The sequence below is a fragment of the Streptomyces paludis genome, assembly GCF_003344965.1.
Classification (GTDB): domain Bacteria; phylum Actinomycetota; class Actinomycetes; order Streptomycetales; family Streptomycetaceae; genus Streptomyces; species Streptomyces paludis.
The window spans coordinates 5,838,914-5,863,893 of sequence record NZ_CP031194.1; the positions used below are offsets into that span (position 1 = coordinate 5,838,914).

Consider the following 24,980-nt stretch of genomic DNA (forward strand, 5'->3'; position numbering starts at 1 on the left):
CATGCTCTCGACGACAACGTGACTCACCCGGACGAGTGAGGCTTATTGCGACCGGACTGTACGGCATGGCTGGTGGGGCCGCCGGAGTCGGTGAGCAATTGGCTGATTGGCTTACGGGCATGGATGAAGAGGTAAACGAAGAGGTACGTCTCACCGCCTGGGTGCGCGGGCGGGTGCAGGGGGTCGGCTTCCGCTGGTTCACCAGGGCTAACGCGCTGGAGATCGGCGGGCTCACCGGATTCGCCCTCAATCTGGGCGACGGGCGCGTCCAGGTGGTTGCCGAGGGATCGCGTGAGAATTGCCACCGCCTGCTGGAGTGGCTCCGGTCCGCCGACACACCCGGGCAGGTCACCGGAGTCACTGAGATCTGGGACACCCCGCGCGGGGGGTACGGGGGCTTCGCGATCCGCTGATTCCCCGGCCGTCCGGTGCGTGGGCGCGGGGGCGTGACAGGCTCATGATTGCTATTGGCATATGCGCAGGCGGCGATGACCTGGTGGTTGCCAGAAATGGCCGGTTGTGTCAGGCTGCCGGATCAACGACGATCTCCGCGCCCCCGGGCCCCCGTGAGAGAGCCGGCGCCGCCCCCGGGGCGGCCCCGCGCCCCCGGCCGCCCATCGGTACAGGCTGTGATCGTGTTGACCGTCAAACTTTTTGGTGAGACTCTGGAATCCCCGCGCACCTCAGCTGTTTGGCAGTAAGAACCACCGTGAAGAACAAGCGCAGAACAAGCGCTGTCAGACACCGCGGGTGCGATTTCCCTCACGACCCACACCGCATTCGGTCGGTCACTCAGTGTGGAGGACCATTCATCATGGCAAAGGCGCTTCTCGGTTATGTCGGCGGTTCCGACCCGCGACTCCTCGCCGAGATGCGACGGCTTCAGCAGCGCGTCCAGGACCTCGAATCCGAACTCGTACGGATCCAGTCCGAGAACGACGTGCTGAATGCCGCTGTCGCACAGCACCCCGGAGAGTCGCTGCTGAACGGCATCGACATTGACGTACCCCAGGCGGAGCCCGCGCTCACCTGACGTCACCCCCCTGTCGGGGGTCGGGTGAGAGACACTCTCGCAAGATATGCAAGGGACGCTTCGGCGTCCCTTCTTTCTTTCCATATCCCGTTGTACGAAACCTTGTTGGCGCCGTCGCGACTTTCTTAACGTCTGATGTGCCCTGCGCGTTCCGCGGTGAAACCGCCGGAGGCCGATCAACGCCGGGTAGAGTCCGGCGGCGTGCACCTCAAGGCCATGACCCTGCGCGGGTTCAAATCCTTCGCCTCCGCCACGACGCTGCGCTTCGAGCCGGGTATCACCTGCGTGGTGGGCCCGAACGGGTCCGGCAAGTCGAATGTCGTGGACGCGCTCTCCTGGGTCATGGGTGAACAGGGAGCGAAGTCCCTGCGCGGCGGCAAAATGGAAGACGTGATCTTCGCCGGCACGGCCGGCAGACCCCCGCTGGGCCGGGCCGAGGTATCGCTCACCATCGACAACTCCGACGGCGCCCTGCCGATCGAGTACGCCGAAGTCACCATTACGCGGATCATGTTCCGCAACGGCGGCAGCGAATACCAGATCAATGGCGATACCTGCCGGTTGCTCGATATTCAGGATCTGCTCTCCGACTCCGGTATCGGGCGCGAGATGCATGTGATCGTCGGGCAGGGCCGGCTCGACTCCGTACTGCACGCCGACGCGATGGAACGGCGCGGTCTCATCGAGGAGGCCGCGGGCGTACTGAAACACCGCAAGCGGAAAGAGAAGGCGCTGCGGAAACTGGAGGCGATGAAGGCGAATCTCGCCCGCGTGCAGGATCTCACCGACGAACTCCGCCGCCAGCTCAAACCGCTCGGCCGGCAGGCCGCGGTGGCCCGGCGGGCGGCCGTCATCCAGGCCGATCTGCGCGACGCCCGGCTGAGGCTCCTCGCCGACGATCTGGTGACACTGCGTGACGCGCTGCGTACGGAAATCGCGGACGAGGCGGAGCTGAAGCGCCGCAAGGAGGACGCCGAGCGCCGGCTCGGCGAGGCGCTCGCGCGGGAGGCGGAGCTGGAGGACGAGGTACGGCGGCTCGCGCCCCGGCTCCAGCGCGCACGGAGCACCTGGTACGAGCTGTCCCAGCTGGCCGAGCGGGTACGCGGCACGATCTCGCTCGCCGACGCCAGGGTGACCAGCGCGACCGCCGTACCCCCGGAGGAGCCCCGGGGCCGGGACCCCGAGGACCTGGAGCGCGAGGCGGCCCGGATCCGCGAACAGGAGGCGGAGCTGACCGCCGCGCTGGAGGCGGCCGAGCACGCGCGCGAGGACACCGTCGCCCACCGCACGGAGCTGGAACGCGAACTCGCCGCCGAGGAACGCCGGCTCAGGGACGCCGCCCGCGCCCTCGCGGACCGGCGCGAGGGACTCGCCCGGCTCGCCGGCCAGGTCACCGCTGCCCGGGGCCGGGCCGCCGCCGCCCGGGCCGAGATCGGCCGGCTGGCCGCGGCCCGCGACGGCGCGGCGGCCCGCTCGGCCGCCGCGCGCGCCGAGTACGAGCAGCTCAAGGCCGAGGTGGCGGGCCTCGACGCCGACGACGAGGAGCTGGCCGAGCGGTACGCGACGGCCCGGCACGCCCTGGCCGACGTGGAGGCCGGACTGACGGCCGCGCGCGACGCGGCCACCGCGGCCGACCGCGAACGCGCCGCCCTCGCCGCCCGCCACGACGCGCTCGCCCTCGGCCTGCGCCGCAAGGACGGCACCGGCGCCCTGCTCGCCGCGCACGACCGCCTCACCGGCCTCCTCGGACCGGCCGCCGAACTCCTCGATGTCACCCCCGGGTACGAGATCCCCGTGGCCGCCGCGCTGGGCGCCGCAGCCGACGCGCTCGCCGTCACCACGCCCTCGGCGGCGGCCGACGCCCTCCGCCTGCTGCGCGCCGAGGACGCGGGCCGCGCGGCCCTGCTGCTGGGCGGCGCGCCCCGGCCCGCGCCACCGCCGGCCCCGGCGGGCGTGCCGGGCCAGGCGGGCGCCCCGCCCGGTCCCGTACCGGATCAGCCCGCACCCGATGCGGCGGGCCCGGCGGGCCGGAGCACCGCGGCGGCGCCCGGTGTTCCCCCGCAGGCCGGGGCGCGGACCGGGGCGGAGGCCGTCGCGCGGGACACGGACACCGGCGCCCTTCTGTGCGCCGGGACTCCCGGGGGCTCCGGGCCGCGGGTCGCCGATCTGGTGCGCGGGCCCGCCGCGTTGCTGGAGTCGGTGGGGCGGCTGGTCCGGGACATGGTGGTCGTCGCCACGCTGGAGGACGCCGAGCACCTCCTCGCCGCGCGGCCCGAGGCGATCGCGGTGACGGCCGACGGGGATGTGCTCGGGGCGCACTTCGCGCACGGGGGCTCCGCCGGGGCGCCGAGCCTGCTGGAGGTACGGGCCGCCGTGGACGAGGCGGCCGGCGCGCTGGCGGAGCTGACCGTACGGTGCGAGGAGCTGGCCGGGGCCCAGCGCGCGGCGGCCGGGCGGCGGGACACGTGCGCCGCGCTCGTGGAGGAGCTGGGGGAGCGGCGCCGGGCCGCCGACCGGGCGAAGTCCGCCGTGTCCGGGCGGCTCGGGCGGCTGTCCGGGCAGGCCAGGGGCGCGCAGGGCGAGGCAGAACGGACGGCCGCCGCCGTCGCCGGGGCCGAGGAGGCGCTGGAGCGCGCCACCGCCGAGGCCGAGGAGCTGGCCGAGCGGCTGCTCGTCGCCGAGGAGTCCGCCCCCGCCGGGGACGGGGACGGCGAGCCGGACACCTCCGTACGGGACCGGCTCGCCGCCGACGGCGCCAACGCCCGGCAGACCGAGATGGAGGCGCGGCTCCAGGTCCGTACGCACGAGGAGCGGGTCAAGGGCCTCGCGGGCCGGGCCGACGGCCTCGACCGGGCGGCCCGCGCCGAGCGCGAGGCCCGGGCCCGCGCGGAGCGGCGCCGGGCCAGGCTGCGCCACGAGGCCGAGGTGGCCGCCGCCGTCGCGGCCGGCGCCCGGCAGCTGCTGGCGCACGTGGAGGCGTCCGTCGTACGCGCCGAGGCCGACCGGGCCGCCGCCGAGGAGGCCGGGGCCGTCCGCGAACAGGAGCTGGCCGCCGAGCGGAACCGGGGCCGCGAGCTGAAGACCGAGCTGGACCGGCTCACCGATTCCGTCCACCGGGGCGAGGTGCTCGGTGCCGAGAAGCGGTTGCGGATCGAGCAGCTGGAGGCGAAGGCCCAGGACGAACTCGGCGTGGAGCCCGCCGGGCTGATCGCCGAGTACGGCCCGGACCAGCCCGTACCGTCCACGTCGGCGGGGGAGGAGCCCGGCGGCGAGGAGAGGGGCGGCGAGGAGCCCGGCGGCGAGGAGACGGCCGTCCCGTATGTGCGGGCCGAGCAGGAGAAGCGGCTGCGCGCCGCCGAACGGGCGTATCAGCAGCTCGGGAAGGTGAATCCGCTGGCGCTGGAGGAGTTCGCGGCGCTGGAGGAGCGGCACCGCTTCCTCTCCGAGCAGCTCGCCGATCTGAAGAAGACCCGGACCGATCTGCTGGAGGTGATCAGAAACGTCGACGAGCGGATCGAACAGGTCTTCACCGAGGCGTTCCGGGACACCGCCGCGCAGTTCGAGGGCGTCTTCGCGCGGCTCTTCCCGGGCGGCGAGGGCCGGCTGATCCTGACCGATCCGGCGGACATGCTCACCACGGGGGTGGAGGTCGAGGCCCGGCCCCCGGGGAAGAAGGTCAAGCGGCTCTCGCTGCTCTCCGGCGGCGAGCGGTCCCTGACGGCCGTGGCGCTGCTGGTGTCGATCTTCAAGGCCAGGCCCAGCCCGTTCTATGTGATGGACGAGGTCGAGGCGGCGCTCGACGACACCAATCTCCAGCGGCTGATCATGCTCATGCGGGAGTTGCGGGACAGCTCCCAGCTGATCGTGATCACACATCAGAAACGCACGATGGAGGTCGCGGACGCGCTCTACGGGGTGTCCATGCAGGGCGACGGGGTCTCGAAGGTCATCAGCCAGCGGCTGCGCTGATCCCCCCCCCGCATCCCGGCCGTGTCGCCTCGGCGTCCTCAAGTGGTGCCTGACGGCAACGTATGACCCACTGGAAGGGCCCGCCGACCCCACGACCGGCAACGCAACGCGGCCGGGCGGCTCCAGGAGTACACGTGACCAGCACAGCGCAGGTTCCGCCGCCCAGCGGCCGAGCGGCCCACCCCGACCACATCGGGCATGTCATCTTCATCACGGCGGCGGCCGCGATGGGCGGTTTCCTCTTCGGCTACGACAGTTCGGTCATCAACGGCGCCGTCGAGGCCATCCGCCACCGGTACGGCATCGGCTCCGCCGCCCTCGCGCAGGTCATCGCCATCGCCCTGATCGGCTGCGCCATCGGGGCCGCCACCGCGGGCCGGATCGCCGACCGTATCGGCCGTATCCGCTGCATGCGGATCTCCGCCGGCCTCTTCACCGTCAGCGCCGTCGGCTCCGCGCTGCCCTTCGACATCTACGACCTCGCCTTCTGGCGCGTCATCGGCGGCTTCGCGATCGGCATGGCGTCGGTGATCGGCCCCGCCTATATCGCGGAGGTCTCCCCGGCGGCGTACCGCGGCCGGCTCGGCTCGTTCCAGCAGGCCGCGATCGTGATCGGGATCGCCGTCTCCCAGCTGGTGAACTACGGGATCCTCCAGCTCGCGGACGGCGACCAGCGCGGCCGGATCGCCGGGCTGGAGGCATGGCAGTGGATGCTCGGTGTGATGGTCGTCCCGGCGCTGCTGTACGGCCTGCTCTCCTTCGCGATCCCCGAGTCGCCGCGCTATCTGATCTCGGCGGGCCGGGCGGACCGTGCCAAGGAGGTGCTCGCGGAGGTCGAGAGCAAGGGCGTCGACCTGGACGCCCGGGTCGCCGAGATCGAGCACGCGATGCGCCGGGAGCACAAGCCGGTCTTCCGGGATCTGATGGGCAGCCGCTTCGGCTTCCTGCCCATCGTCTGGATCGGTATCGGACTCTCCGTCTTCCAGCAGCTCGTCGGCATCAATGTCGCCTTCTACTACTCGGCGACGCTCTGGCAGTCGGTCGGTATCGATCCGTCCAGCTCGTTCTTCTATTCGTTCACGACATCGATCGTGAACATCATCGGCACCGTGATCGCGATGGTCCTGGTCGACCGGGTCGGCCGTAAGCCCCTCGCGCTGACCGGTTCCATCGGAATGGCGGTCGCCCTCGCCTTTGAAGCGTGGGCGTTCTCGGCGGAACTCGTGCACGGCAAGCTGCCGAACACCGAGGGGACCGTCGCGCTGATCGCGGCCCATGTGTTCGTGCTGTTCTTCGCGCTGTCCTGGGGCGTCGTCGTCTGGGTCTTCCTCGGCGAGATGTTCCCCAACCGGATCCGCGCCGCCGCGCTCGGGGTCGCCGCCTCGGCGCAGTGGATCGCCAACTGGGCCATCACCGCGAGTTTCCCGAGCCTGGCCGACTGGAATCTCTCGGGTACGTACGTGATCTACGCCTGCTTCGCGACCCTCTCCATCCCGTTCGTGGTCCTGTTCGTAAAGGAGACGAAGGGCAAGACACTGGAAGAGATGGGATAACCGCGGGGCGGTCCCGTGGCTGATACTGAGTGGGTTATGGAAACCGTCATCCTTGTTGTAGTCATCGCCCTGGTCGCCCTCGGCGCCATCGGCGGGCTCGTGGTCGGCAGCCGCAAGAAGAAGCTGCCGCCCTCGGCGCCGTCGAGCACGCCGACCATCACCGCTCCGCCCGCCGAGCCGCACGTCGGTGACGAGGCGGAGACCCCGCGCGACGAATCGCGCCGCACGATCGAGGAGGTCGGACTGCCGGACTCCGGCGGCGCGCCCGTCGCCGTCGAGGAACCGGCCCTGGGCGCTCCGCCCGAGATCGAGATCCCCGAACCGTCCGCCGGCCGGCTGGTCCGGCTGCGCGCGCGGCTCGCCCGTTCGCAGAACGCCCTCGGCAAGGGGCTGCTCACGCTGCTCTCCCGGGAGCACCTGGACGACGAGACGTGGGAGGAGATCGAGGACACCCTGCTGGCCGCCGATGTCGGTGTCGCGCCGACCCACGAGCTGGTCGCGCGGCTGCGCGAGCGGGTCCGGGTGCTCGGCACCCGGACCCCGCAGGAGCTGCGCGCGCTGCTGCGGGAGGAGCTGGTCCTGCTGCTGGACCCGGAGTCGGACCGCGTGGTGAAGACCGAGAGCGGGCTGGACACCCCGGCCGTCGTGATGGTCGTCGGGGTCAACGGCACCGGCAAGACCACGACCACCGGCAAGCTGGCGCGGGTGCTGGTCGCGGACGGGCGCTCGGTCGTGCTCGGCGCGGCGGACACCTTCCGCGCCGCCGCCGCCGACCAGCTCCAGACCTGGGGCGAGCGGGTCGGCGCCCGTACCGTACGCGGCCCCGAGGGCGGCGATCCGGCGTCCGTGGCGTTCGACGCGGTCAAGGAGGGCATCGCGGAGGGCGCGGATGTCGTGCTCATCGACACGGCGGGCCGGCTGCACACCAAGACCGGTCTGATGGACGAGCTGGGCAAGGTCAAGCGGGTCGTGGAGAAGCACGGTCCGCTGGACGAGGTGCTGCTCGTGCTGGACGCCACCACCGGGCAGAACGGGCTGGTGCAGGCGCGGGTGTTCGCGGAGGTCGTGGACATCACCGGCATCGTGCTGACCAAGCTGGACGGTACGGCCAAGGGCGGCATCGTGATCGCGGTCCAGCGGGAGCTGGGGGTGCCGGTGAAGCTGGTGGGCCTGGGGGAGGGGCCGGACGATCTGGCCCCCTTCGAGCCCGAGGCGTTCGTGGACGCGCTGATCGGCGACTGACGTACGGCGTACCGAGGTGGCTGACGCCGGGTACGGACGCGGGTGCGGGGGTACGGGCGGAGGCTGCCCGTACCCCCGCACCCGCGTCCGGGGCGTGCAGCGCGCACCCGGCGCCGGTGCCGGTGTCCGTGGCTCCTGCTCCGGGCTCTCCCGGTGTCGCCCGGTGTCACCCGGTGGCGAAGCGGTGGCAGAGATACGCCAGGGTGCCGAGCAGCAGCCGGGCCGGCGGCGGCGCGGCGGCCGTGTCCAGCGACGGCGGCCGGAGCCAGCGCACGGGGCCGAGGCCGGCCGGCCGGGTCGGCGGCGCCGCGACATGGGCGCCGGGCCCCAGCGCGTGCAGATCGAGGTCGGCGTCGTCCCAGCCCATCCGGTAGAGCAGCGCGGGGAGTTCGGCGGCGGCGCCCGGCGCGACGAAGAAGTGGGCCCGCCCGCCCGGGGTCGCCGTCACCGGCCCCACCGGCAGCCCCATCCGCTCCAGCCGCACCAGCGCGCGGCTGCCCGCCGGTTCGGCGACATCGATGACGTCGAAGCACCGGCCCACCGGGAGCAGTACGGACGCGCCCGGCGCCGCGGCCCATGCCCCGGTGACCTCGGCGAGCGTCGAGCCCGCCGGGATCTCGCCCCGGCCCCGCGGATGCGCGCCGGGCTCGGGGCAGGCCGGGTCGCCGCAGGAGCAGCGCCCGTCCGGCGCCCGGGCGCCGAGGACGACGTCCCAGCCCCAGAGTCCGGTGTACTCCGCCACCTCGGTGCACTCTGCGGTGCGTCCGCGGCGGCGTGAGCCGGACCGCATTTCCCGGATCTCCCGGATGCCGCCGATCGTGAAGCCCATGCCCCCTCCAACGGGTGAACTCGCCGGTGGTTACGTGTCGCAGTCTGCCTGTTACTCTCCGTCGCCACCGGGGCGATCGGGACGGCGCAAAGAAGCATTCAGGGGTGTGCGAAGTGAAATACGCGCCCCGGCGTGCGAGGTTTTGGCCGTGCCCTGACCGTGGTGTGTCAAGTCAATCGCGCTCTGACATGGGTGAGTTCATTCGAAGGGGTGGCGAATGGTGGCGATTCTGTGAGCGCCCTCGCCGAAGGGGTGATCGTAGGATTACTTTCAGTACACGGGTTCAGGGGATAACGGTCCCACGGGTATGCCAAAGGCAACTCGGTTTCCTGTTCGAAGGGGGGCATCCTCCGGACAACAGGCCGTCACTCACGGCATTCTGATACCGGTTCGCAGCGGCGAGAGCCGCGACGCGACAAGGGCTTCTCAGGTTTCGGCGGATGGGGGCGTTCCAGTGGACGGCGGCGGCGCGGGCGGTACGAACACGGGCAAGCGTCCGAACGGACAACTCGGCTCGTGGTTCATCCGCAGCGGCTGGTCCAAGGGCGAGCTGGCCCGGCAGGTGAACCGCAGAGCGCGCGAGATGGGCGCCCACCACATCAGCACCGACACCTCCCGCGTCCGCCGCTGGCTCGACGGCGAACAGCCCCGCGAGCCGATCCCCCGGATCCTCTCCGAGCTGTTCTCCGAGCGCTTCGGCGCCGTCGTCGCCATTGAGGACCTCGGACTGCGCTCCGCCCACCAGTCGCCCTCGGTGTCCGGCGTCGATCTGCCCTGGACCGGACCGCAGACGGTCGCCCTGATCAGCGAGTTCTCCCGCAGCGATCTCATGCTGGCGCGCCGCGGCTTCCTCGGCACCTCGTTAGCCCTCGCCGCCGGGCCCTCGCTCGTGGAGCCCATGCAGCGCTGGCTGGTGCCCGCCCCGCCCGGGGACCCGGGCCGTACGGAGACCGGGCCCGCCGCCCCCTCCGCGCTGCCGGGACTCTCCGGCCCCGAGCTGGACCTGCTGGAGTCGACCACCGCGTGCTTCCGGCTCTGGGACGCCCAGTGCGGCGGCGGACTGCGCCGCAAGGCCGTCGTCGGGCAGCTGCACGAGCTGACCGACCTGCTCCAGGAGTCGCACCCCGAGGCCACCTCCCGGCGGCTCTTCCGCTGCGCCGCCGAGCTGGCCGAGCTGGCCGGCTGGATGAGCTACGACGTCGGCCTCCAGCCCAACGCCCAGAAGTACTTCGTCCTGGCCCTGCACGCCGCCAAGGAGGCCGGGGACAAGCCGCTCGGCTCGTACATCCTGTCGTCCATGAGCCGCCAGATGATCCATCTGGGCCGGCCCGACGACGCGCTGGAGCTGATCCATCTCGCCCAGTACGGCAGCCGCGACAGCGCCACCCCCCGGACCCAGGCGATGCTGTATGCGATGGAGGCCCGGGCATACGCCAATATGGGCCAGCCGAGCCGGACCAAGCGCGCTGTCCGAATGGCCGAGGACACCTTCTCCGACATCGGTCTCGACGGCGAGCCGGAGCCCGACTGGATCCGCTTCTTCTCCGAGGCCGAGCTGAACGGCGAGAACGCGCACTCGTACCGCGATCTGGCCTACGTCGCCGGCCGCAGCCCCACCTACGCCTCCCTGGCCGAGCCCGTCATGCGGCGCGCCGTCGAGCTGTTCGCCAAGGACGAGGACCACCAGCGGTCGTATGCGCTGAACCTCATCGGGATGGCCACCGTCCACCTCCTCAACCGCGAGCCCGAACAGTCCGCGGCCCTTGCGGAGCAAGCCATGCGGGTGGCCGGCAAGGTCCGCTCGGAGCGGGTCAACACCCGGCTGCGCAAGACCCTCTCCGCCGCCGCCCGGGACTTCGGGGACGTCGCCGACGTCGTCGATCTCACCGAGCGGCTCGCCGCCCGCCTCCCCGAGTCCGCGGAGGCCGTCTGAACTGCGGACACACCGTCCGCACCGCCCAGGCTCCGGCCGCGGCGCTCACCCCGTACAGCCCGACACGGCTCCCCCGCCGCCAGGACAGCAGGGTGACCGCCGCGGCCGGTTTACGACGCCCGGAAAGGGCGTTCACGGCCAGGTGGCGAGATCTGCCGGTTCACCGGGTCGTAACACACGGGACACCTTCGTCACCGGTGCGAAACGTCGAGCTGCACTGACCGAAACGGCGCTGCGCGAATCTCCTCAGCACAGTCGGCCCTCAAACGTGAGCATCCGCACGGGCCGTTCCCACCCACGAGGAGACGCTGGCCTTGAATGGCGCAGATACCGCATTCGTACTGATCAGTGCCGCGCTCGTCATGCTGATGACGCCCGGCCTGGCATTCTTCTACGGCGGCATGGTGCGGGTGAAGAGCGCCCTCAACATGCTCATGATGTCCTTGATCTCGCTCGCCATCGTCAGCGTGGTGTGGGTCCTCTACGGATACTCACTCACCTTCGGTGACGACATCGGCGGCGGTCTCCTGGGCAACCTGGACCACATCGGCTTCAAGGGCATCGGGGTCGACACCCTGACCGGAGGCACGGAAGGCATCCCCGTCTTCGCCTTCGCCCTGTTCCAGATGATGTTCGCCATCCTCACCCCCGCCCTGATGAGCGGCGCGCTCGCCGACCGCGTGAAGTTCAGCGCCTGGGCGCTCTTCATCACCCTGTGGGTCTCCGTCGTCTACTTCCCGGTCGCGCACTGGGTCTGGAGCTCCGACGGCTGGCTGCACTCCCTCGGCGTGATCGACTTCGCGGGTGGTACCGCGGTCCACATCAACGCCGGTGTCGGAGCACTCGCCGCGGTCCTGGTCGTCGGCAAGCGCATCGGATTCAAGAAGGACCCGATGCGGCCGCACAGCCTGCCGCTCGTCGTCCTCGGCATGGCGCTCCTGTGGTTCGGCTGGTTCGGCTTCAACGCCGGCTCCGAGCTGGCCGCCGACGGCACCGCCGCGCTCATGGCCTTCAACACGCAGATCGCCACCGCCGCCGCCATGGTCGGCTGGCTCGCCTACGAGCGGATCCGCCACGGCGCCTTCACCACGCTCGGCGCCGCCTCCGGCGCGGTCGCGGGCCTCGTCGCCATCACCCCGTCCGGCGCCAACGTCAGCCCCTTCGGCGCCATCCTCATCGGCGTCGTGGCCGGCGCGGTCTGCTCCTGGGCCGTCAGCCTCAAGTACAAGCTCGGCTACGACGACTCCCTCGACGTCGTCGGCGTCCACCTCGTCGGCGGTGTCATCGGCACCCTGCTCGTCGGCCTGCTGGCCACGGACGGCCTCGGCGGTCTGGAGCAGTTCGGCAAGCAGGCGGTCGGCGCCGTCTCGGTGATGGCGTACTCCTTCGTCGTCTCCTGGATCCTCGCCAAGATCGTCGACGCCACCATCGGCTTCCGGGCCTCGGAGGACGACGAGACCAGCGGTGTCGACATGGCGTACCACGCGGAATCCGCCTACGACTACAGCGCGGTGGGAGGCTCCCCGGCCGGCCGTAGTAGCGTCGCCGCCCCGACGGAGACCCTCGCCACGGCGACGAACAAGAAGGTGGACGCATGAAGCTCATCACCGCAGTCGTGAAGCCACACCGACTGGACGAGATCAAGGAGGCGCTCCAGACCTTCGGTGTCCAGGGCCTCACGGTCACGGAGGCCAGCGGTTACGGCCGGCAGCGCGGCCACACCGAGGTCTACCGGGGCGCGGAGTACACCGTCGACCTCGTACCGAAGATCCGTATCGAGGTACTGGTCGAGGACGACGACGCCGAACAGCTCATCGATGTGGTGGTCAAGGCCGCCCGCACCGGCAAGATCGGTGACGGCAAGGTATGGAGCGTGCCGGTCGAAACGGCGGTCCGGGTCCGGACCGGCGAACGCGGCCCGGACGCACTTTAGAGACGGGAACGACTGGGTGACGAGCCTCGAAGAGACCACCGAAGAGACAGACTCGGGACCCAGCGGCTACGCGGCGGCCCGGCTGCGCCTCCTCCAGGAGAAGGCGCAGTCCGGGCCGCCGCGCCGTGCCGCGCTGGCCCGCCTCACCGACGACTGGCTGAACGCGCTGTTCACCACCGCCGCCCGGGAGGCAGGCGTCCGCGGCGCCGCCCTCGTCGCCGTGGGCGGCTACGGACGCGGCGAACTCTCCCCGCGCAGCGACCTCGACCTGCTGCTCCTCCACGACGGAAAGTCCGCCCCCGGCGCCATCGCCGCCCTGGCCGACCGCGTCTGGTACCCCGTATGGGACCTCGGACTCGCCCTCGACCACTCCGTACGGACCCCCGCCGAGGCGCGCAAGACGGCCGCCGAGGACCTCAAGGCACAGCTCGGGCTGCTCGACGCCCGCCATGTCTCCGGCGACCTCGGCCTGGTCACCGGCGTCCGCACCGCGATCCTCGCCGACTGGCGCAACACCGCGCTCAAACGCCTCCCCGCCCTCGACGAACTCTGCCGCGAGCGCGCCGAACGCCTGGGCGAGCTGCAATTCCTGCTGGAACCCGACCTCAAGGAGGCCCGGGGCGGCCTCCGCGACGCCACCGCCCTGCGCGCCGTCGCCGCCTCCTGGCTCGCCGACGCCCCCCGCGAAGGGCTCGCCGACGCCCGCCGCGCGCTCCTGGACGCCCGGGACGCCCTGCACCTGACCACCGGCCGCGCCACCGACCGGCTCGCCCTCCAGGAACAGGACCCCGTCGCCGCCGAACTCGGCCTGCTCGACGCAGACGCCCTGCTCCGCCAGGTCTACGAGGCCGCCCGTACGGTGTCGTACGCCTCCGACGTCACCTGGCGCGAGGTGAACCGGGTGCTCCGCTCCCGGTCCGTACGGCCCCGGCTGCGCGCCATGCTCGGCGGCAAACCGGTCCCCGAGCGCACCCCGCTCGCCGAAGGCGTCGTCGAACACGACGGCGAGGTCGTCCTCGCCCGTACCGCCCGCCCCGAACGCGACTCCGTGCTCCCGCTGCGCGCCGCCGCCGCGGCCGCCCAGGCCGGGCTGCCGATCTCGCTGCACGCCGTACGCCGGCTCGCCGCCGCCGCCAAACCACTGCCCGTACCGTGGCCCGCCGAGGCCCGCGAGGAGCTGGTCACGCTGCTCGGCGCCGGCGAGTCCACCGTCCCCGTCTGGGAGGCGCTCGAAGCCGAGGGGCTGATCACCCGGCTGCTGCCCGACTGGGAACGGGTCCGCTGCCGCCCCCAGCGCAACCCCGTCCATACCTGGACCGTTGACCGCCACCTCGTCCAGACCGCCGTCCAGGCGTCCTCGCTGACCCGCCGTGTAAGCCGCCCCGACCTCCTCCTCGTCTGCGCCCTCCTCCACGACATCGGCAAGGGCTGGCCCGGCGACCACTCGGTGGCCGGCGAGGTCATCGCCCGCGATGTCGCCGCCCGGATCGGCTTCGACCACGACGACACCGCCGTCGTCGCCACCGTCGTCCGCCACCACCTGCTGCTCGTCGACACCGCGACCCGGCGCGACCTGGACGACCCCGCCACCGTCGGCTCCGTCGCCTCCCGCGTCGGCTCCCTCACCACCCTGGAACTCCTGCACGCCCTCACCGAGGCCGACGCGCTGGCCACCGGACCGGCGGCCTGGTCGTCCTGGCGCGCCTCGCTCGTCGCCGACCTCGTCGCGCGCGTGGCCGCCGTCCTCGCCGGCGAGGACCCCGCGGAGCCCGAACCCGCCGCGCCCAGCGCCGAGCAGGAACGCCTCGCCGTCGAGGCGCTGCGCACCGGCGGGCCCGTACTCGCGCTGCACGCGCAGACCGAGCCCGCGCAGGACGGCGACCCCGGGGGCGCCCCCGAACCCGTCGGCGTCGAACTCCACATCGCCCTGCCCGACCGGCCCGGGGTGCTGCCCGCCGCGGCGGGAGTCCTCGCGCTGCACCGGCTCACCGTACGGGCGGCCGATCTGCGCGCGATCGAACTGCCCACCGAACTCGGCACCTCGGAAGTGCTCCTGCTGAGCTGGCGCGTCGCCGCCGCCTACGGCTCCCTGCCGCAGGCCGCCCGGCTCCGCGCCGATCTCGTACGGGCCCTGGACGGCTCCCTCGACATCCGCGCCAGGCTGGCCGAGCGCGAGGCCGCCTACCCGCGCCGCCGGGGCGTCCAGGCCCCGCCGCCGCGGGTCACCGCCCTGCCCACCGCCTCCCAGCACGCGACCGTCATCGAGGTCCGCGCCCAGGACGCGCCGGGCCTGCTGCACCGCATCGGCCACGCGCTGGAGACGGCGCGGGTACGGGTGCGCAGCGCGCATGTCTCCACCCTGGGCGCCAACGCGGTCGACGCGTTCTACGTGACGACCGACCGCGGGCGCCCCCTCCCGGCGGCGGACGCCGCCGAGCTGGCACGCGCGGTCGAGAGCGCGTTGCGCGGCTGACGCCGCGTGTGGCCCGGGGACGGCGCGCGTACGGCCGGGACGGCGGTCACCCGTCCCGGCCGTACGGCCTGCCGGACCTTGGCTGTCCACAGGGGCAGACCCCACCGCGTGCGGCCGGATACCCTGGGGGACGGTCCGTTCGTTCCGTACAACGGTCCCCACCCACCCGCCCCCGACCTGAGGATCCGCGACCGCCGTGTTCGACACTCTCTCCGACCGCCTCGCAGCCACATTCAAGAGCCTCCGGGGCAAAGGGCGCCTCAGCCCGGAGGACATCGACGCCACGGCCCGTGAGATCCGTATCGCCCTGCTCGAAGCCGACGTGGCGCTGCCTGTCGTCCGCGCCTTCATCGCGAAGGTCAAGGAGCGCGCGGCCGGCGCCGAGGTCTCCCAGGCGCTGAACCCGGCCCAGCAGGTCGTCAAGATCGTCAACGAGGAACTCGTCGGCATCCTCGGCGGTGAGACCCGGGTGCTGCGCTTCGCCAAGCAGCCGCCGACCGTGATCATGCTCGCCGGCCTCCAGGGCGCCGGTAAGACCACCCTCGCCGGAAAGCTCGGCCTCTGGCTCAAGGGCCAGGGCCACACCCCGCTGCTCGTCGCCTGTGACCTCCAGCGCCCCAACGCCGTCACCCAGCTCTCCGTCGTCGCCGACCGCGCGGGCGTCGCCGTGTACGCCCCCGAGCCGGGCAACGGCGTGGGCGACCCGGTCACGGTCGCCAAGGACTCCATCGAGTACGCGAAGACCAAGCTGCACGACATCGTCATCGTCGACACCGCCGGCCGGCTCGGCATCGACGAGGAGCTGATGAAGCAGGCCGCGGACATCCGCGACGCCGTCAGCCCCGACGAGATCCTCTTCGTCGTCGACGCGATGATCGGCCAGGACGCGGTCAACACCGCCGAGGCGTTCCGCGACGGCGTCGGCTTCGACGGTGTCGTCCTCTCCAAGCTCGACGGCGACGCCCGCGGCGGCGCGGCCCTCTCGATCGCGCATGTCACCGGCAAGCAGATCATGTTCGCCTCCAACGGCGAGAAGCTCGACGAGTTCGACGCGTTCCACCCGGACCGCATGGCGTCCCGGATCCTCGACATGGGTGACCTCCTCACCCTCATCGAGCAGGCCGAGCGGACCTTCAGCCAGGCCGAGGCCGAGAAGATGGCCTCCAAGCTGGCGAGCAGCAAGGGCGGCAAGGACTTCACGCTCGACGACTTCCTGGCGCAGATGGAGCAGGTCAGGAAGATGGGCTCCATCTCCAAGCTGCTCGGCATGCTGCCCGGCATGGGGCAGATCAAGGACCAGATCAACAACATCGACGAACGCGACGTGGACCGTACCGCCGCGATCATCAAGTCCATGACGCCCGGCGAGCGCCACGACCCGGTCATCATCAACGGCTCACGCCGCGCCCGTATCGCGCGCGGCTCGGGCGTCGAGGTCAGCGCCGTCAAGAACCTCGTCGAGCGCTTCTTCGAAGCCCGCAAGATGATGTCCAAGATGGCCCAGGGCGGCGGGATGCCCGGCATGCCGGGCATCCCGGGCATGGGCGGCGGCCCGGGCCGGGCGAAGAAGAAGGCCAAGCAGGCCAAGGGCAAGCAGCGCTCGGGCAACCCCATGAAGCGCAAGGCCGACGAGGCGGCGGCGGCGGAGCGCCGGGCGACGGGTCAGCCGGCGGCGGAGCCGGCCCAGTCGTTCGAACTTCCCGACGAGTTCAAGAAGTTCATGAGCTAGTCCCTCCCGGTGGGGGCCGGTTCGGGGTGCGGCTGGTTGTCCCGTGTGCCGGGGGCCGGGGCACTCCGGAGGCGCATCCCCGGATGCATGATTTACGCCGCCGCGCGGGCCGGTTCTTTGACTGCGGACCGTTCAGCGGCACAAATCACGCTCTACATCCGGGGACGTCACCTCCTGCGACCCCGGCCCCCTCCCGCCGGTGGTCGGCCGGGCCACGAACTCCCCGGGCCGGGGCCGGTGGGTCTGTGCGGGCGGGGAAGGGGGCACCGCAGGGGGTGCGTGTCCGGACGTAAAGCGCGATTTGTGCCGCTGAGCGAGACCCGCGGGTACGGTCCGGCCCGCACGCGGCGTAAATCGTGCAGTCCGGGCATGTGCCACCGGAGGGGACCCCGGTGACAACCCGCAGGTACCGCCGGGTCCCGCCCAAGACGGACAAGGCACCCCGCCCCGCTACCGCGTACGCGCGATCAGGTAGCGGAAGACGTTCGGCATCCAGACCGTGCCGTCGCGGCGCAGGTGTGGGTGGAGTGCCTCGCCGATTTCCTTCTCCACCTGCCGACGGTCCGTCGCCCCGATCGCTCCGTCGAAGACGCCCGTCGACAGCAGTCCCCGGACCGCGCTGTCCTGGTCCGCGTAGCCGAAGGGGCAGGCGACCCGGCCCGAGCCGTCCGGTTCGAGGCCGGCGCGGGCGGCGACGTCCTCCAGGTCGTCGCGGTGCGCCGGGTGCCAGCCGTCCTTGCGGAGGCGGTCGGTGAGGCGGCCCGCGACCCGGAGCACCGCGTCCGTGGCGCAGCGTTCGGGTGGGCCCCAGCCGGCCAGGACCACCGGGGTGCCGCGGCCGGCCAGCGGGATGGCCGTGCGGAGGGCCGGGGTCAGCCCCGAGGCGTCCCGCGCCGCCGAGCCGATCGGCTGGAAGGCGGTGATCAGGTCGTACGGGGAACGGCCGGGCTCCTCCGCGGCGTCGGCCAGCGCGGCGTCGGCGATCCGGTCGGCGGGCAGCAGGGTGCCGGGGCCGTGCTCCCGGGCCGCGCCCAGCCGCTCGCGGGCCAGCGCGAGCCGTTCCGTGTCGGAGTCGACGCCGGTCACCCGGGCGCCGCGGGTGGCGGCGAGCACCAGGGCGAGCCCGGAGCCGCAGCCGAGGCCGAGCACCCGGGTCCCGGCGCGGACCTCCAGGCGTTCATACACCGCTTCGTAGAGCGGCACCAGCATCCGTTCCTGGATCTCGGCCCAGTCACGCGCGCGCGTGACCGGGCCGTCGTCGCGCTGGATGAGCGTAGGTGTCATGGATAGCGCCCCAATCCGCCGAGAGGTCCGTGGTGTCCTGCTGGACAGCCCCCCGTGTATCCGCGCGCTCACATCCCCCGAATGCCAGGGAACTCCCCATCCGGGCCCGCGTCCAGTGGGTGACGGGCCATGTCGGGCGGGTGGGGCCGGTGGCCGGAGGGCGGGCCGCGGGGGGCTGTACGGGGCCCGGCGAGCGGTTCCGGCCATCTCCGGGAGCCGTCCCCGACTCCGGTGTACGGGAAGTGCCGAGGCCGGGCGGCCGGGCCGGGCTCCGGCGCGGTGCGGCGGCGGGCGGATTAGGCCATACGGGTGTGGATCGGCGTGGTGGCGGGCCGGTCCGGAAGCGTCGCGCCGATGTCCGGGGCGGTGCGGGAATTGGATTGTGCCCCCGGTACTGTCACCGTCGGGGACCGTGCCCGCCGGTGGTGGTGCCGCCCGGCCGGTGACCGGCGCGAAGGGCGCGGGGAGCCCGTAGACGTAGATCGTCTACGCGTGGCTGCGTACCCGGCGCTACGTACCGGCTTGCGATGGGCTGCGAGGCTTTCTCCGCAGATCGACGCACCCGCCCTCGTCAGGACGCATCAAGGGCAACTGACGGGTACGTGCAAATTATTTGGGATGCCCCGTAATGGAACCCGGGAGGGTTCCGGCTCGTTGTTCACGACGTGAGCACGACACCACCTGTTCTCGCCGCAGAGCTGGCACAGGCGTGGGCCGATATTCAGCGGTCCCACCCCGAGCTGCCGGATCTTGCCGCGCCAGAGTCCCTGATCGGAGAGTCGTCGTCCGCCTGTGGCGCCGAGCTCTCCTTCGAACGACTGCTTCACGAAGCGGTCCACGGCATCGCCGCGGCCAGAGGTGTCCGGGACACCTCGCGCGCGGGCCGCTACCACAACCGCCGATTCCTGGCGATCGCCGAGGAGATGGGCCTCGACCATCCCGATGAACCGCATGCGAGCAGCGGTTTCTCCCTGGTCGCGCTCAGCCCCGAGGCCAAGCGCCGGTATCGCCCGACCATCGAGCGACTCCAGCGCGCCCTCAAGGCGCACACGGTCGCGACAGCGGCCGACACCAAGCGCAGCTTCCGGGGGCCGGCCGCCCGGCACGGCTCCTCCGGGGGCGGTGTCCGCGTCAAGGCGGTCTGCGACTGCGGCCGGAACGTACGGGTCGTCCCGTCCGTCCTCGCCCAGGCGCCGATCGTCTGCGGGGGCTGCGGCAAGCCCTTCCGTATCCCGGAAACGGTCGCCGCCGCGAGCTGAGCCCGTCCCGCGGGTCCTGCCGCACCCCGGGCCGGTCAGGTCCCGGTCAGGGGTGTGGCAGAATGGCCAGCCGTACTCGACAGTCGCACAGGACCCCTCTCTCCTCCGGCTGACGCGTCCATCGGGCGGATCGGGTACCGCAACCCCACGCGGCTCCCGCAATGCCCAACCACGTCAAGACCAGGAGACACCACTCCAGTGGCAGTCAAGATCAAGCTGAAGCGTCTGGGCAAGATCCGTTCGCCTCACTACCGCATCATCGTCGCCGACTCCCGGACCCGCCGCGACGGCCGGGCCATCGAGGAGATCGGTCTGTACCACCCGGTGCAGAACCCCTCGCGCATCGAGGTCGACTCGGACCGCGCGCGCTACTGGCTCTCCGTCGGCGCCCAGCCGACCGAGCCGGTTCTCGCGATCCTGAAGCTCACCGGTGACTGGCAGGCGCACAAGGGCCTCCCGGCCCCCGCGCCGCTGCTTCAGCCGGAGCCGAAGGCCGACAAGCGGGCGCTCTTCGAGGCGCTCACGAAGGACGGCGACGAGCCGAAGGGTGAGGCCATCACCCCGAAGGCCAAGAAGGCCGACAAGAAGGCGGACGAGGCCGAGTCCTCGGCGGCCCCCGAGTCGACGGTCTGAGCATGCTCGAGGAGGCTCTTGAGCACCTCGTGAAGGGCATCGTCGACAATCCGGACGAAGTGCAGGTCGCCTCGCGCAACCTGCGGCGCGGCCGGGTGCTGGAGGTCCGGGTCCACCCCGACGACCTCGGCAAGGTGATCGGCCGCAACGGCCGCACCGCACGTGCTCTGCGGACCGTTGTGGGCGCCATCGGCGGCCGCGGCATCCGCGTCGACCTCATCGACGTGGACCAGGTCCGCTGACACCGCAGAACACCGGCACGGGCCGGGGAGGGCCACCGCCTTCCCCGGCCCGTGCTTTTTTGCTCAATGACCGCCGCGAAGAGGTGCTGTAGTGCAGTTGGTAGTCGCGCGGATCGGCCGCGCCCATGGCATCAAGGGTGAGGTCACCGTCGAGGTGCGCACGGACGAGCCCGAACTGCGGCTCGGGCCCGGCGCCGTACTCGCCACGGACCCGGCCGCGGCCGGACCGCTGACCATCGAGACCGGCCGGGTGCACAGCGGCAGGCTGCTGCTGCGCTTCGCCGGGGTACGGGACCGTACCGGCGCCGAGGCGCTGCGCAACATCCTGCTGATCGCCGAGGTCGACCCGGAGGAGCTGCCCGAGGACCCGGAGGAGTACTACGACCATCAGCTGATGGACCTGGATGTGGTCCTGGCCGACGGTACGGAGATCGGCCGGATCACCGAGATCACCCATCTGCCCTCGCAGGACCTGTTCATCGTGGAGCGGCCGGACGGCAGCGAGGTCATGATCCCGTTCGTCGAGGAGATCGTCACCGAGATCGACCTCACCGAGCAGCGGGCCGTCATCGACCCGCCGCCGGGGCTGATCGACGACCGGGCGGAGATCGCCTCCTCCCGCGACGACGCCGCGGTGGACGGGGACGCGGGGACGGGCGCCGGGGACGGCGACCGATGAGGCTCGATGTCGTCACGATCTTCCCGGAGTACCTGGAGCCGCTGAACGTCTCGCTCGTCGGCAAGGCGCGCGCCCGCGGGCGGCTCGATGTCCACGTACACGATCTGCGGCGGTGGACGTACGACCGGCACAACACGGTGGACGACACCCCGTACGGCGGCGGACCCGGCATGGTCATGAAGACCGGGCCCTGGGGCGACGCGCTGGACGAGATCCTCGCGGACGGGTACGAGGCGGACGCCCGGGGTCCGGTCCTCGTGGTGCCCACCCCCAGCGGCCGGCCGTTCACCCAGGAACTGGCCGTCGAGCTGTCCGAGCGCCCCTGGCTGGTCTTCGCGCCCGCCCGGTACGAGGGCATCGACCGCCGGGTCGTCGACGAGTACGCGACCCGGCTCCCGGTGGTCGAGGTGTCCATCGGCGACTACGTACTGGCCGGCGGTGAGGCGGCCGTACTGGTGATCACCGAGGCCGTGGCCCGGCTGCTGCCCGGGGTCCTCGGCAACGCCGAGTCGCACCGCGACGACTCCTTCGCCCCCGGCGCCATGGCCGACCTGCTGGAGGGGCCCGTCTACACCAAGCCGCCCGAGTGGCGCGGCCGGGGCATCCCGGACGTCCTGCTCAGCGGCCACCACGGCCGGATCGCGCGCTGGCGGCGGGACGAGGCGTTCCGCCGTACGGCGCTCAACCGGCCCGATCTGATCGAACGGTGCGACTCGGCCGGCTTCGACAAGAAGGACCGCGAGACGCTCTCCATCCTGGGCTGGTCGCCCGAGCCCGGTGGCCGATTTTGGCGCAGGCCCGACGGCGTGGAAGAATAGGCCGCTGCTGTGCGTCCGGCGTGCGCCCCTGCCACAGGGGGACCGACGCCCGCCCGGCGTGAACGGCACTCATACTCTCTCCCGATCATCCGCTGATGACCTGTGGCATCAGCGAGGAAGCAGACCCACATGTCCAACCTGCTCAGCACGGTCGACGCCGCGTCGCTCCGCAGCGACCTGCCCGCCTTCCGCCCCGGCGACACGGTGAACGTCCACGTGCGTGTCATCGAGGGCAACCGCTCCCGTATCCAGCAGTTCAAGGGTGTCGTCATCCGCCGTCAGGGCTCGGGCATCAGCGAGACCTTCACGGTCCGCAAGGTCTCCTTCTCCGTCGGCGTCGAGCGCACCTTCCCGGTGCACAGCCCGATCTTCGAGAAGATCGAGCTGGTCAGCCGCGGTGACGTGCGCCGCGCCAAGCTGTACTACCTCCGTGAGCTGCGCGGCAAGGCCGCGAAGATCAAGGAGAAGCGCGACAGGTAGTCGCGCCGGGTCCACAAGGCGGCCGGATAAGATCTGGCCCCGATGGACACCGATACGCAAGCGAACGGACGCGACCGCTCTTCCGACACCCCCGAGGTGGACGGAGAGCGGTCGCGTTTCGCGCGTTTCGGCCCCCTGGGGCTTTCGCTCTCCTGGCGGCGCGCGGGCCTGCTGAGTATTGCCTGCGCCGTTTTCGTACTGCTTTTCAGCACCTTCGTGCTCCAGCCGTTTCTGATCCCCAGTGGCTCGATGGAGCCGACCCTCCAGGTGGGGGACCGGGTGCTCGTCAACAAGTTGGCGTACCGTTTCGGTACCGAACCGGAGCGCGGTGATGTGGTCGTGTTCGACGGGACCGGATCCTTCGTCCAGGAGCCCCCGGAGGAGAACCCCGTCGCCACCCTGCTCCACGGCGCAGCCGCGGCCCTCGGTCTCGCCGAGCCGGCCGAGACCGACTTCGTCAAGCGCGTGGTCGGTGTGGGAGGCGATCGGGTGGTCTGCTGCGACAAGGGGGGCAGGGTCGAAGTGAACGGCAGAGCGGTCGAGGAACGGTATCTGTACCCGGGCGACGCGCCCTCCGAGGTCCCCTTCGACATCGTGGTGCCCGGGGGAACCCTCTGGGTCATGGGCGACCACCGCGCCAACTCGCGGGACTCCCGTGACCACCTCGGCGAGCCCGGCGGCGGCATGGTGCGCGTCGGCAGAGTGATCGGCAGAGTGGACCGGATCGGCTGGCCGCTGGGCCACTGGGGCTCCCTGGACCGTACGGACGCCTTCCGGGACGTGTCCGGGCCCGGAGGCTCGCATGGGTAAGCGTGGACGTACCGCGGCCCACGGGTCCGACACCCGGCTGCCCACCGGCAGCCGGCCCACCACGGGGCGGGCGCTGCCGGGCCGGGCCGAGCGGCGCAAGCTCGCCCGCCGGGTCAAGACGCGCCGGCAGCGCAACGCGATGAAGGAGATCCCGATCCTCATCACGGTGGCGCTGCTGATCGCCGTCGTCCTCAAGACATTCCTGGTGCAGGCGTTCGTCATCCCGTCGGGCTCCATGGAAGCGACGATCCAGGTCAGCGACCGGGTCCTGGTGGACAAGCTGACGCCGTGGTTCGGCTCGAAGCCGAAGCGCGGCGATGTGATGGTCTTCAAGGATCCCGGCGGCTGGCTCGAAGGCGAGCAGACCCCGCCGGACACCTCGCCCGCCGTGATCAAGAAGTTCAAGGAAGGGCTGACCCTGATCGGGCTGCTGCCGTCCGCGGACGAGCAGGACCTGATCAAACGGGTCGTCGGGGTCGGCGGCGACACCGTCAAATGCTGTGACGCGGCCGGCAAGGTCACCGTCAACGGCATGCCCCTCAACGAGCCGTACCTCTACCCGGGCAACGCGCCCTCCACGATCCCGTTCGAGGTGAAGGTCCCCGCCGACCGGTACTTCGTCATGGGGGACCACCGGTCCAATTCGGCCGATTCGCGCTTCCATCTCCAGGAGGGATTCAGCGGTACGGTCTCCCAGGAGGAGGTGGTCGGGCGCGCGGTCTACATCGCCTGGCCCTTCGGGCACTGGAGCGGACTGGAACAGCGCGACACCTACTCCTCCGTTCCCGACGTGCCCACGGCCCCCGCCGGGCCCGCTGTGCCGCCACCGGCACTGGGGCTGTCGAATAGTGTGTCCTCGCGAGATCTGAACGGATTGCTGCGGCTCCCGAGCCCTGCGGAACTCCCGCTCGTTATGGGAGTGGTGGGCCTGTCCCGTCTCCGGGACAGGCGATCTCACGGAGTATTCGCACGGAGTAAGGAGTGGATGTGGGGGATGTGGCGGTCGGCGCACGATCCGGACACGACGATCCCGAGGAGGGACGCGAGCAGCTCGCCGAGTCGCCCGAAGCCGTGACCGACGAGACGATGCGCATCAGAACGATCGGCGGTGAGGCGGGTTCCCTCCCGGGCTCCCTCCCGGGTTCCGGCACCGGAGGCGGGACGGCCGGCCGGACCGGCGGCGGGTCCGGCGGTGGCGGGGACCAAGGCGGTGACCAGGACGGCAGGGCCGATGACGGCGCGGCGGATGTGCGCAAGCAGCGCTCCTTCTGGAAGGAGCTGCCGCTCCTCATCCTGATCGCGCTGGCGCTCGCGCTGGTGATCAAGACCTTCCTGGTCCAGGCGTTCTCGATCCCGTCGGACTCGATGCAGGACACCCTCCAGCGGGGCGACCGGGTGCTGGTGGACAAGCTCACCCCCTGGTTCGGCTCCGAGCCGGAGCGCGGCGAGGTCGTGGTCTTCCACGACCCGGACAACTGGCTGGGGGACACCCCGGTCGCGGACCCGAACGCGGTGCAGAAGTTCCTGAGCTGGATCGGCCTGATGCCGTCGTCCGAGGAGAAAGACCTGATCAAGCGGGTCATCGCGATCGGCGGCGACACGGTGGAGTGCAAGAAGGGCGGCAAGGTCCAGGTCAATGGACACCCGCTGAACGAGACGGATTACATCTATCCGGGCAACACCCCCTGTGACGACAAGCCCTTCGGTCCCCTCAAGGTGCCCAAGGACCGGATCTGGGTGATGGGCGACCACCGGCAGAACTCGCTGGACTCGCGCTACCACCAGGAGTCGGGCCGGGACGGCACCGTACCCGTCAGCAAGGTCGTCGGCCGCGCGTTCGTGGTGGCCTGGCCGGTCAACCGCTGGTCGACGCTGCCCGTGCCCGGTACGTTCGACCAGTCCGGGCTGAGCGCGGCGGCGGCGCTCGCTCCGGCCGCGGTGCCCGGCGCACTCGGCCTGGCCGGAGCGGTCCCGATCGTGCTCTGGCGCAGGCAGAGGCTTACCCGCGGACGTACCGACGGGTAGGGTGCCGTCCCGGACCGTCTGTCTCCGAGGACGGAGTGATCGTTCTCCGGAACGGG

At 71.6% G+C, this 24,980-nt stretch carries 20 protein-coding genes and 1 pseudogene; 19 read left to right on the forward strand and 2 right to left on the reverse strand.

Annotated elements, in window-relative coordinates; all coding sequences use genetic code 11:
* Positions 1 to 119 precede the first annotated feature (119 nt).
* From DVK44_RS25860 to ftsY, 5 genes are all read left to right on the forward strand, one after another.
* Positions 120 to 413 carry an acylphosphatase gene (locus tag DVK44_RS25860; protein ID WP_114662363.1) on the forward strand — a complete coding sequence of 98 codons (294 nt, stop codon included), beginning with the start codon at positions 120 to 122 and terminating at the stop codon, positions 411 to 413.
* A gap of 401 nt (positions 414 to 814) precedes the next feature.
* On the forward strand, positions 815 to 1,033 hold the full coding sequence (locus DVK44_RS25865) for a hypothetical protein (RefSeq protein ID WP_030351764.1): 219 nt from the start codon (positions 815 to 817) through the stop codon (positions 1,031 to 1,033).
* Between the two features lie 201 nt (positions 1,034 to 1,234).
* Positions 1,235 to 5,002 carry a chromosome segregation SMC family protein gene (locus DVK44_RS25870; protein WP_114662365.1) on the forward strand — a complete coding sequence of 1,256 codons (3,768 nt, stop codon included), beginning with the start codon at positions 1,235 to 1,237 and terminating at the stop codon, positions 5,000 to 5,002.
* A gap of 134 nt (positions 5,003 to 5,136) precedes the next feature.
* Entirely contained in the window at positions 5,137 to 6,555 is a 1,419-nt protein-coding gene (locus DVK44_RS25875; RefSeq protein WP_114662367.1) for a sugar porter family MFS transporter, read from the forward strand.
* Between the two features lie 36 nt (positions 6,556 to 6,591).
* Positions 6,592 to 7,797, forward strand: a complete 1,206-nt coding sequence (ftsY, locus tag DVK44_RS25880; RefSeq protein ID WP_114662369.1) for a signal recognition particle-docking protein FtsY — start codon at positions 6,592 to 6,594, stop codon at positions 7,795 to 7,797.
* A 166-nt stretch (positions 7,798 to 7,963) separates the two neighbouring features.
* Here the strand turns inward: ftsY and DVK44_RS25885 are convergent, their stop codons facing one another.
* Complete coding sequence (locus DVK44_RS25885) at positions 7,964 to 8,626, reverse strand: bifunctional DNA primase/polymerase (RefSeq protein ID WP_114662371.1); 663 nt, start codon at positions 8,624 to 8,626, stop codon at positions 7,964 to 7,966.
* Between the two features lie 454 nt (positions 8,627 to 9,080).
* Here DVK44_RS25885 and nsdA point away from each other — a divergent pair, with 454 nt between their 5' ends.
* The 5 genes from nsdA (at position 9,081) to ffh (ending at position 16,694) form a co-directional block, all read left to right on the forward strand.
* Positions 9,081 to 10,559, forward strand: coding sequence for a transcriptional repressor NsdA (gene nsdA, locus DVK44_RS25890; RefSeq protein ID WP_114662373.1), 1,479 nt, complete (start codon positions 9,081 to 9,083; stop codon positions 10,557 to 10,559).
* 314 nt (positions 10,560 to 10,873) lie between these two features.
* Positions 10,874 to 12,157 carry an ammonium transporter gene (locus tag DVK44_RS25895; protein WP_114662375.1) on the forward strand — a complete coding sequence of 428 codons (1,284 nt, stop codon included), beginning with the start codon at positions 10,874 to 10,876 and terminating at the stop codon, positions 12,155 to 12,157.
* Positions 12,154 to 12,492: a P-II family nitrogen regulator gene (locus DVK44_RS25900; RefSeq protein ID WP_114662377.1), complete on the forward strand. Its 339-nt coding sequence runs from the start codon at positions 12,154 to 12,156 to the stop codon at positions 12,490 to 12,492. Before DVK44_RS25895 ends, DVK44_RS25900 begins: the two co-directional genes overlap by 4 nt.
* Positions 12,493 to 12,508: 16 nt before the next feature.
* Complete coding sequence (locus tag DVK44_RS25905) at positions 12,509 to 14,965, forward strand: [protein-PII] uridylyltransferase (RefSeq protein ID WP_114662379.1); 2,457 nt, start codon at positions 12,509 to 12,511, stop codon at positions 14,963 to 14,965.
* Positions 14,966 to 15,161: 196 nt separating this feature from the next.
* Entirely contained in the window at positions 15,162 to 16,694 is a 1,533-nt protein-coding gene (gene ffh, locus DVK44_RS25910) for a signal recognition particle protein (protein WP_114662381.1), read from the forward strand.
* Between the two features lie 450 nt (positions 16,695 to 17,144).
* On the opposite strand, the gene DVK44_RS25915 is transcribed toward ffh, so the two are convergent.
* Positions 17,145 to 17,978: a methyltransferase domain-containing protein gene (locus tag DVK44_RS25915; RefSeq protein WP_181957527.1), complete on the reverse strand. Its 834-nt coding sequence runs from the start codon at positions 17,976 to 17,978 to the stop codon at positions 17,145 to 17,147.
* 665 nt (positions 17,979 to 18,643) lie between these two features.
* Between DVK44_RS25915 and DVK44_RS25920 the strand changes: the two genes are divergently transcribed.
* The 9 genes and pseudogenes from DVK44_RS25920 (at position 18,644) to lepB (DVK44_RS25960) (ending at position 24,924) form a co-directional block, all read left to right on the forward strand.
* Positions 18,644 to 19,237: a hypothetical protein gene (locus tag DVK44_RS25920; protein WP_114662383.1), complete on the forward strand. Its 594-nt coding sequence runs from the start codon at positions 18,644 to 18,646 to the stop codon at positions 19,235 to 19,237.
* Between the two features lie 198 nt (positions 19,238 to 19,435).
* The gene (gene rpsP / locus DVK44_RS25925) at positions 19,436 to 19,870 is read left to right on the forward strand and encodes a 30S ribosomal protein S16 (protein WP_114662385.1); all 435 of its coding nucleotides are present in this window, start codon (positions 19,436 to 19,438) and stop codon (positions 19,868 to 19,870) included.
* Between the two features lie 2 nt (positions 19,871 to 19,872).
* Positions 19,873 to 20,112 (forward strand): RNA-binding protein, encoded by a 240-nt coding sequence (locus DVK44_RS25930; RefSeq protein WP_030351741.1) that lies wholly within the window; start codon positions 19,873 to 19,875, stop codon positions 20,110 to 20,112.
* A gap of 91 nt (positions 20,113 to 20,203) precedes the next feature.
* Positions 20,204 to 20,791 (forward strand): ribosome maturation factor RimM, encoded by a 588-nt coding sequence (rimM, locus tag DVK44_RS25935; RefSeq protein WP_114662387.1) that lies wholly within the window; start codon positions 20,204 to 20,206, stop codon positions 20,789 to 20,791.
* Positions 20,788 to 21,609: a tRNA (guanosine(37)-N1)-methyltransferase TrmD gene (gene trmD, locus DVK44_RS25940; protein ID WP_114662389.1), complete on the forward strand. Its 822-nt coding sequence runs from the start codon at positions 20,788 to 20,790 to the stop codon at positions 21,607 to 21,609. The genes rimM and trmD overlap by 4 nt, the downstream gene beginning before the upstream one ends.
* 129 nt (positions 21,610 to 21,738) lie before the next feature.
* Positions 21,739 to 22,089: a 50S ribosomal protein L19 gene (rplS, locus tag DVK44_RS25945; protein ID WP_114662391.1), complete on the forward strand. Its 351-nt coding sequence runs from the start codon at positions 21,739 to 21,741 to the stop codon at positions 22,087 to 22,089.
* Positions 22,090 to 22,131: 42 nt separating this feature from the next.
* Positions 22,132 to 22,899: a signal peptidase I gene (gene lepB, locus DVK44_RS25950; RefSeq protein WP_114662393.1), complete on the forward strand. Its 768-nt coding sequence runs from the start codon at positions 22,132 to 22,134 to the stop codon at positions 22,897 to 22,899.
* Positions 22,892 to 24,011: pseudogene (gene lepB, locus DVK44_RS25955) on the forward strand (signal peptidase I). The gene lepB (DVK44_RS25950) and the pseudogene lepB (DVK44_RS25955) overlap by 8 nt, the downstream one beginning before the upstream one ends.
* Entirely contained in the window at positions 23,896 to 24,924 is a 1,029-nt protein-coding gene (gene lepB / locus DVK44_RS25960) for a signal peptidase I (RefSeq protein WP_228447677.1), read from the forward strand. The pseudogene lepB (DVK44_RS25955) and the gene lepB (DVK44_RS25960) overlap by 116 nt, the downstream one beginning before the upstream one ends.
* The last annotated feature ends 56 nt before the right edge of the window (positions 24,925 to 24,980 follow it).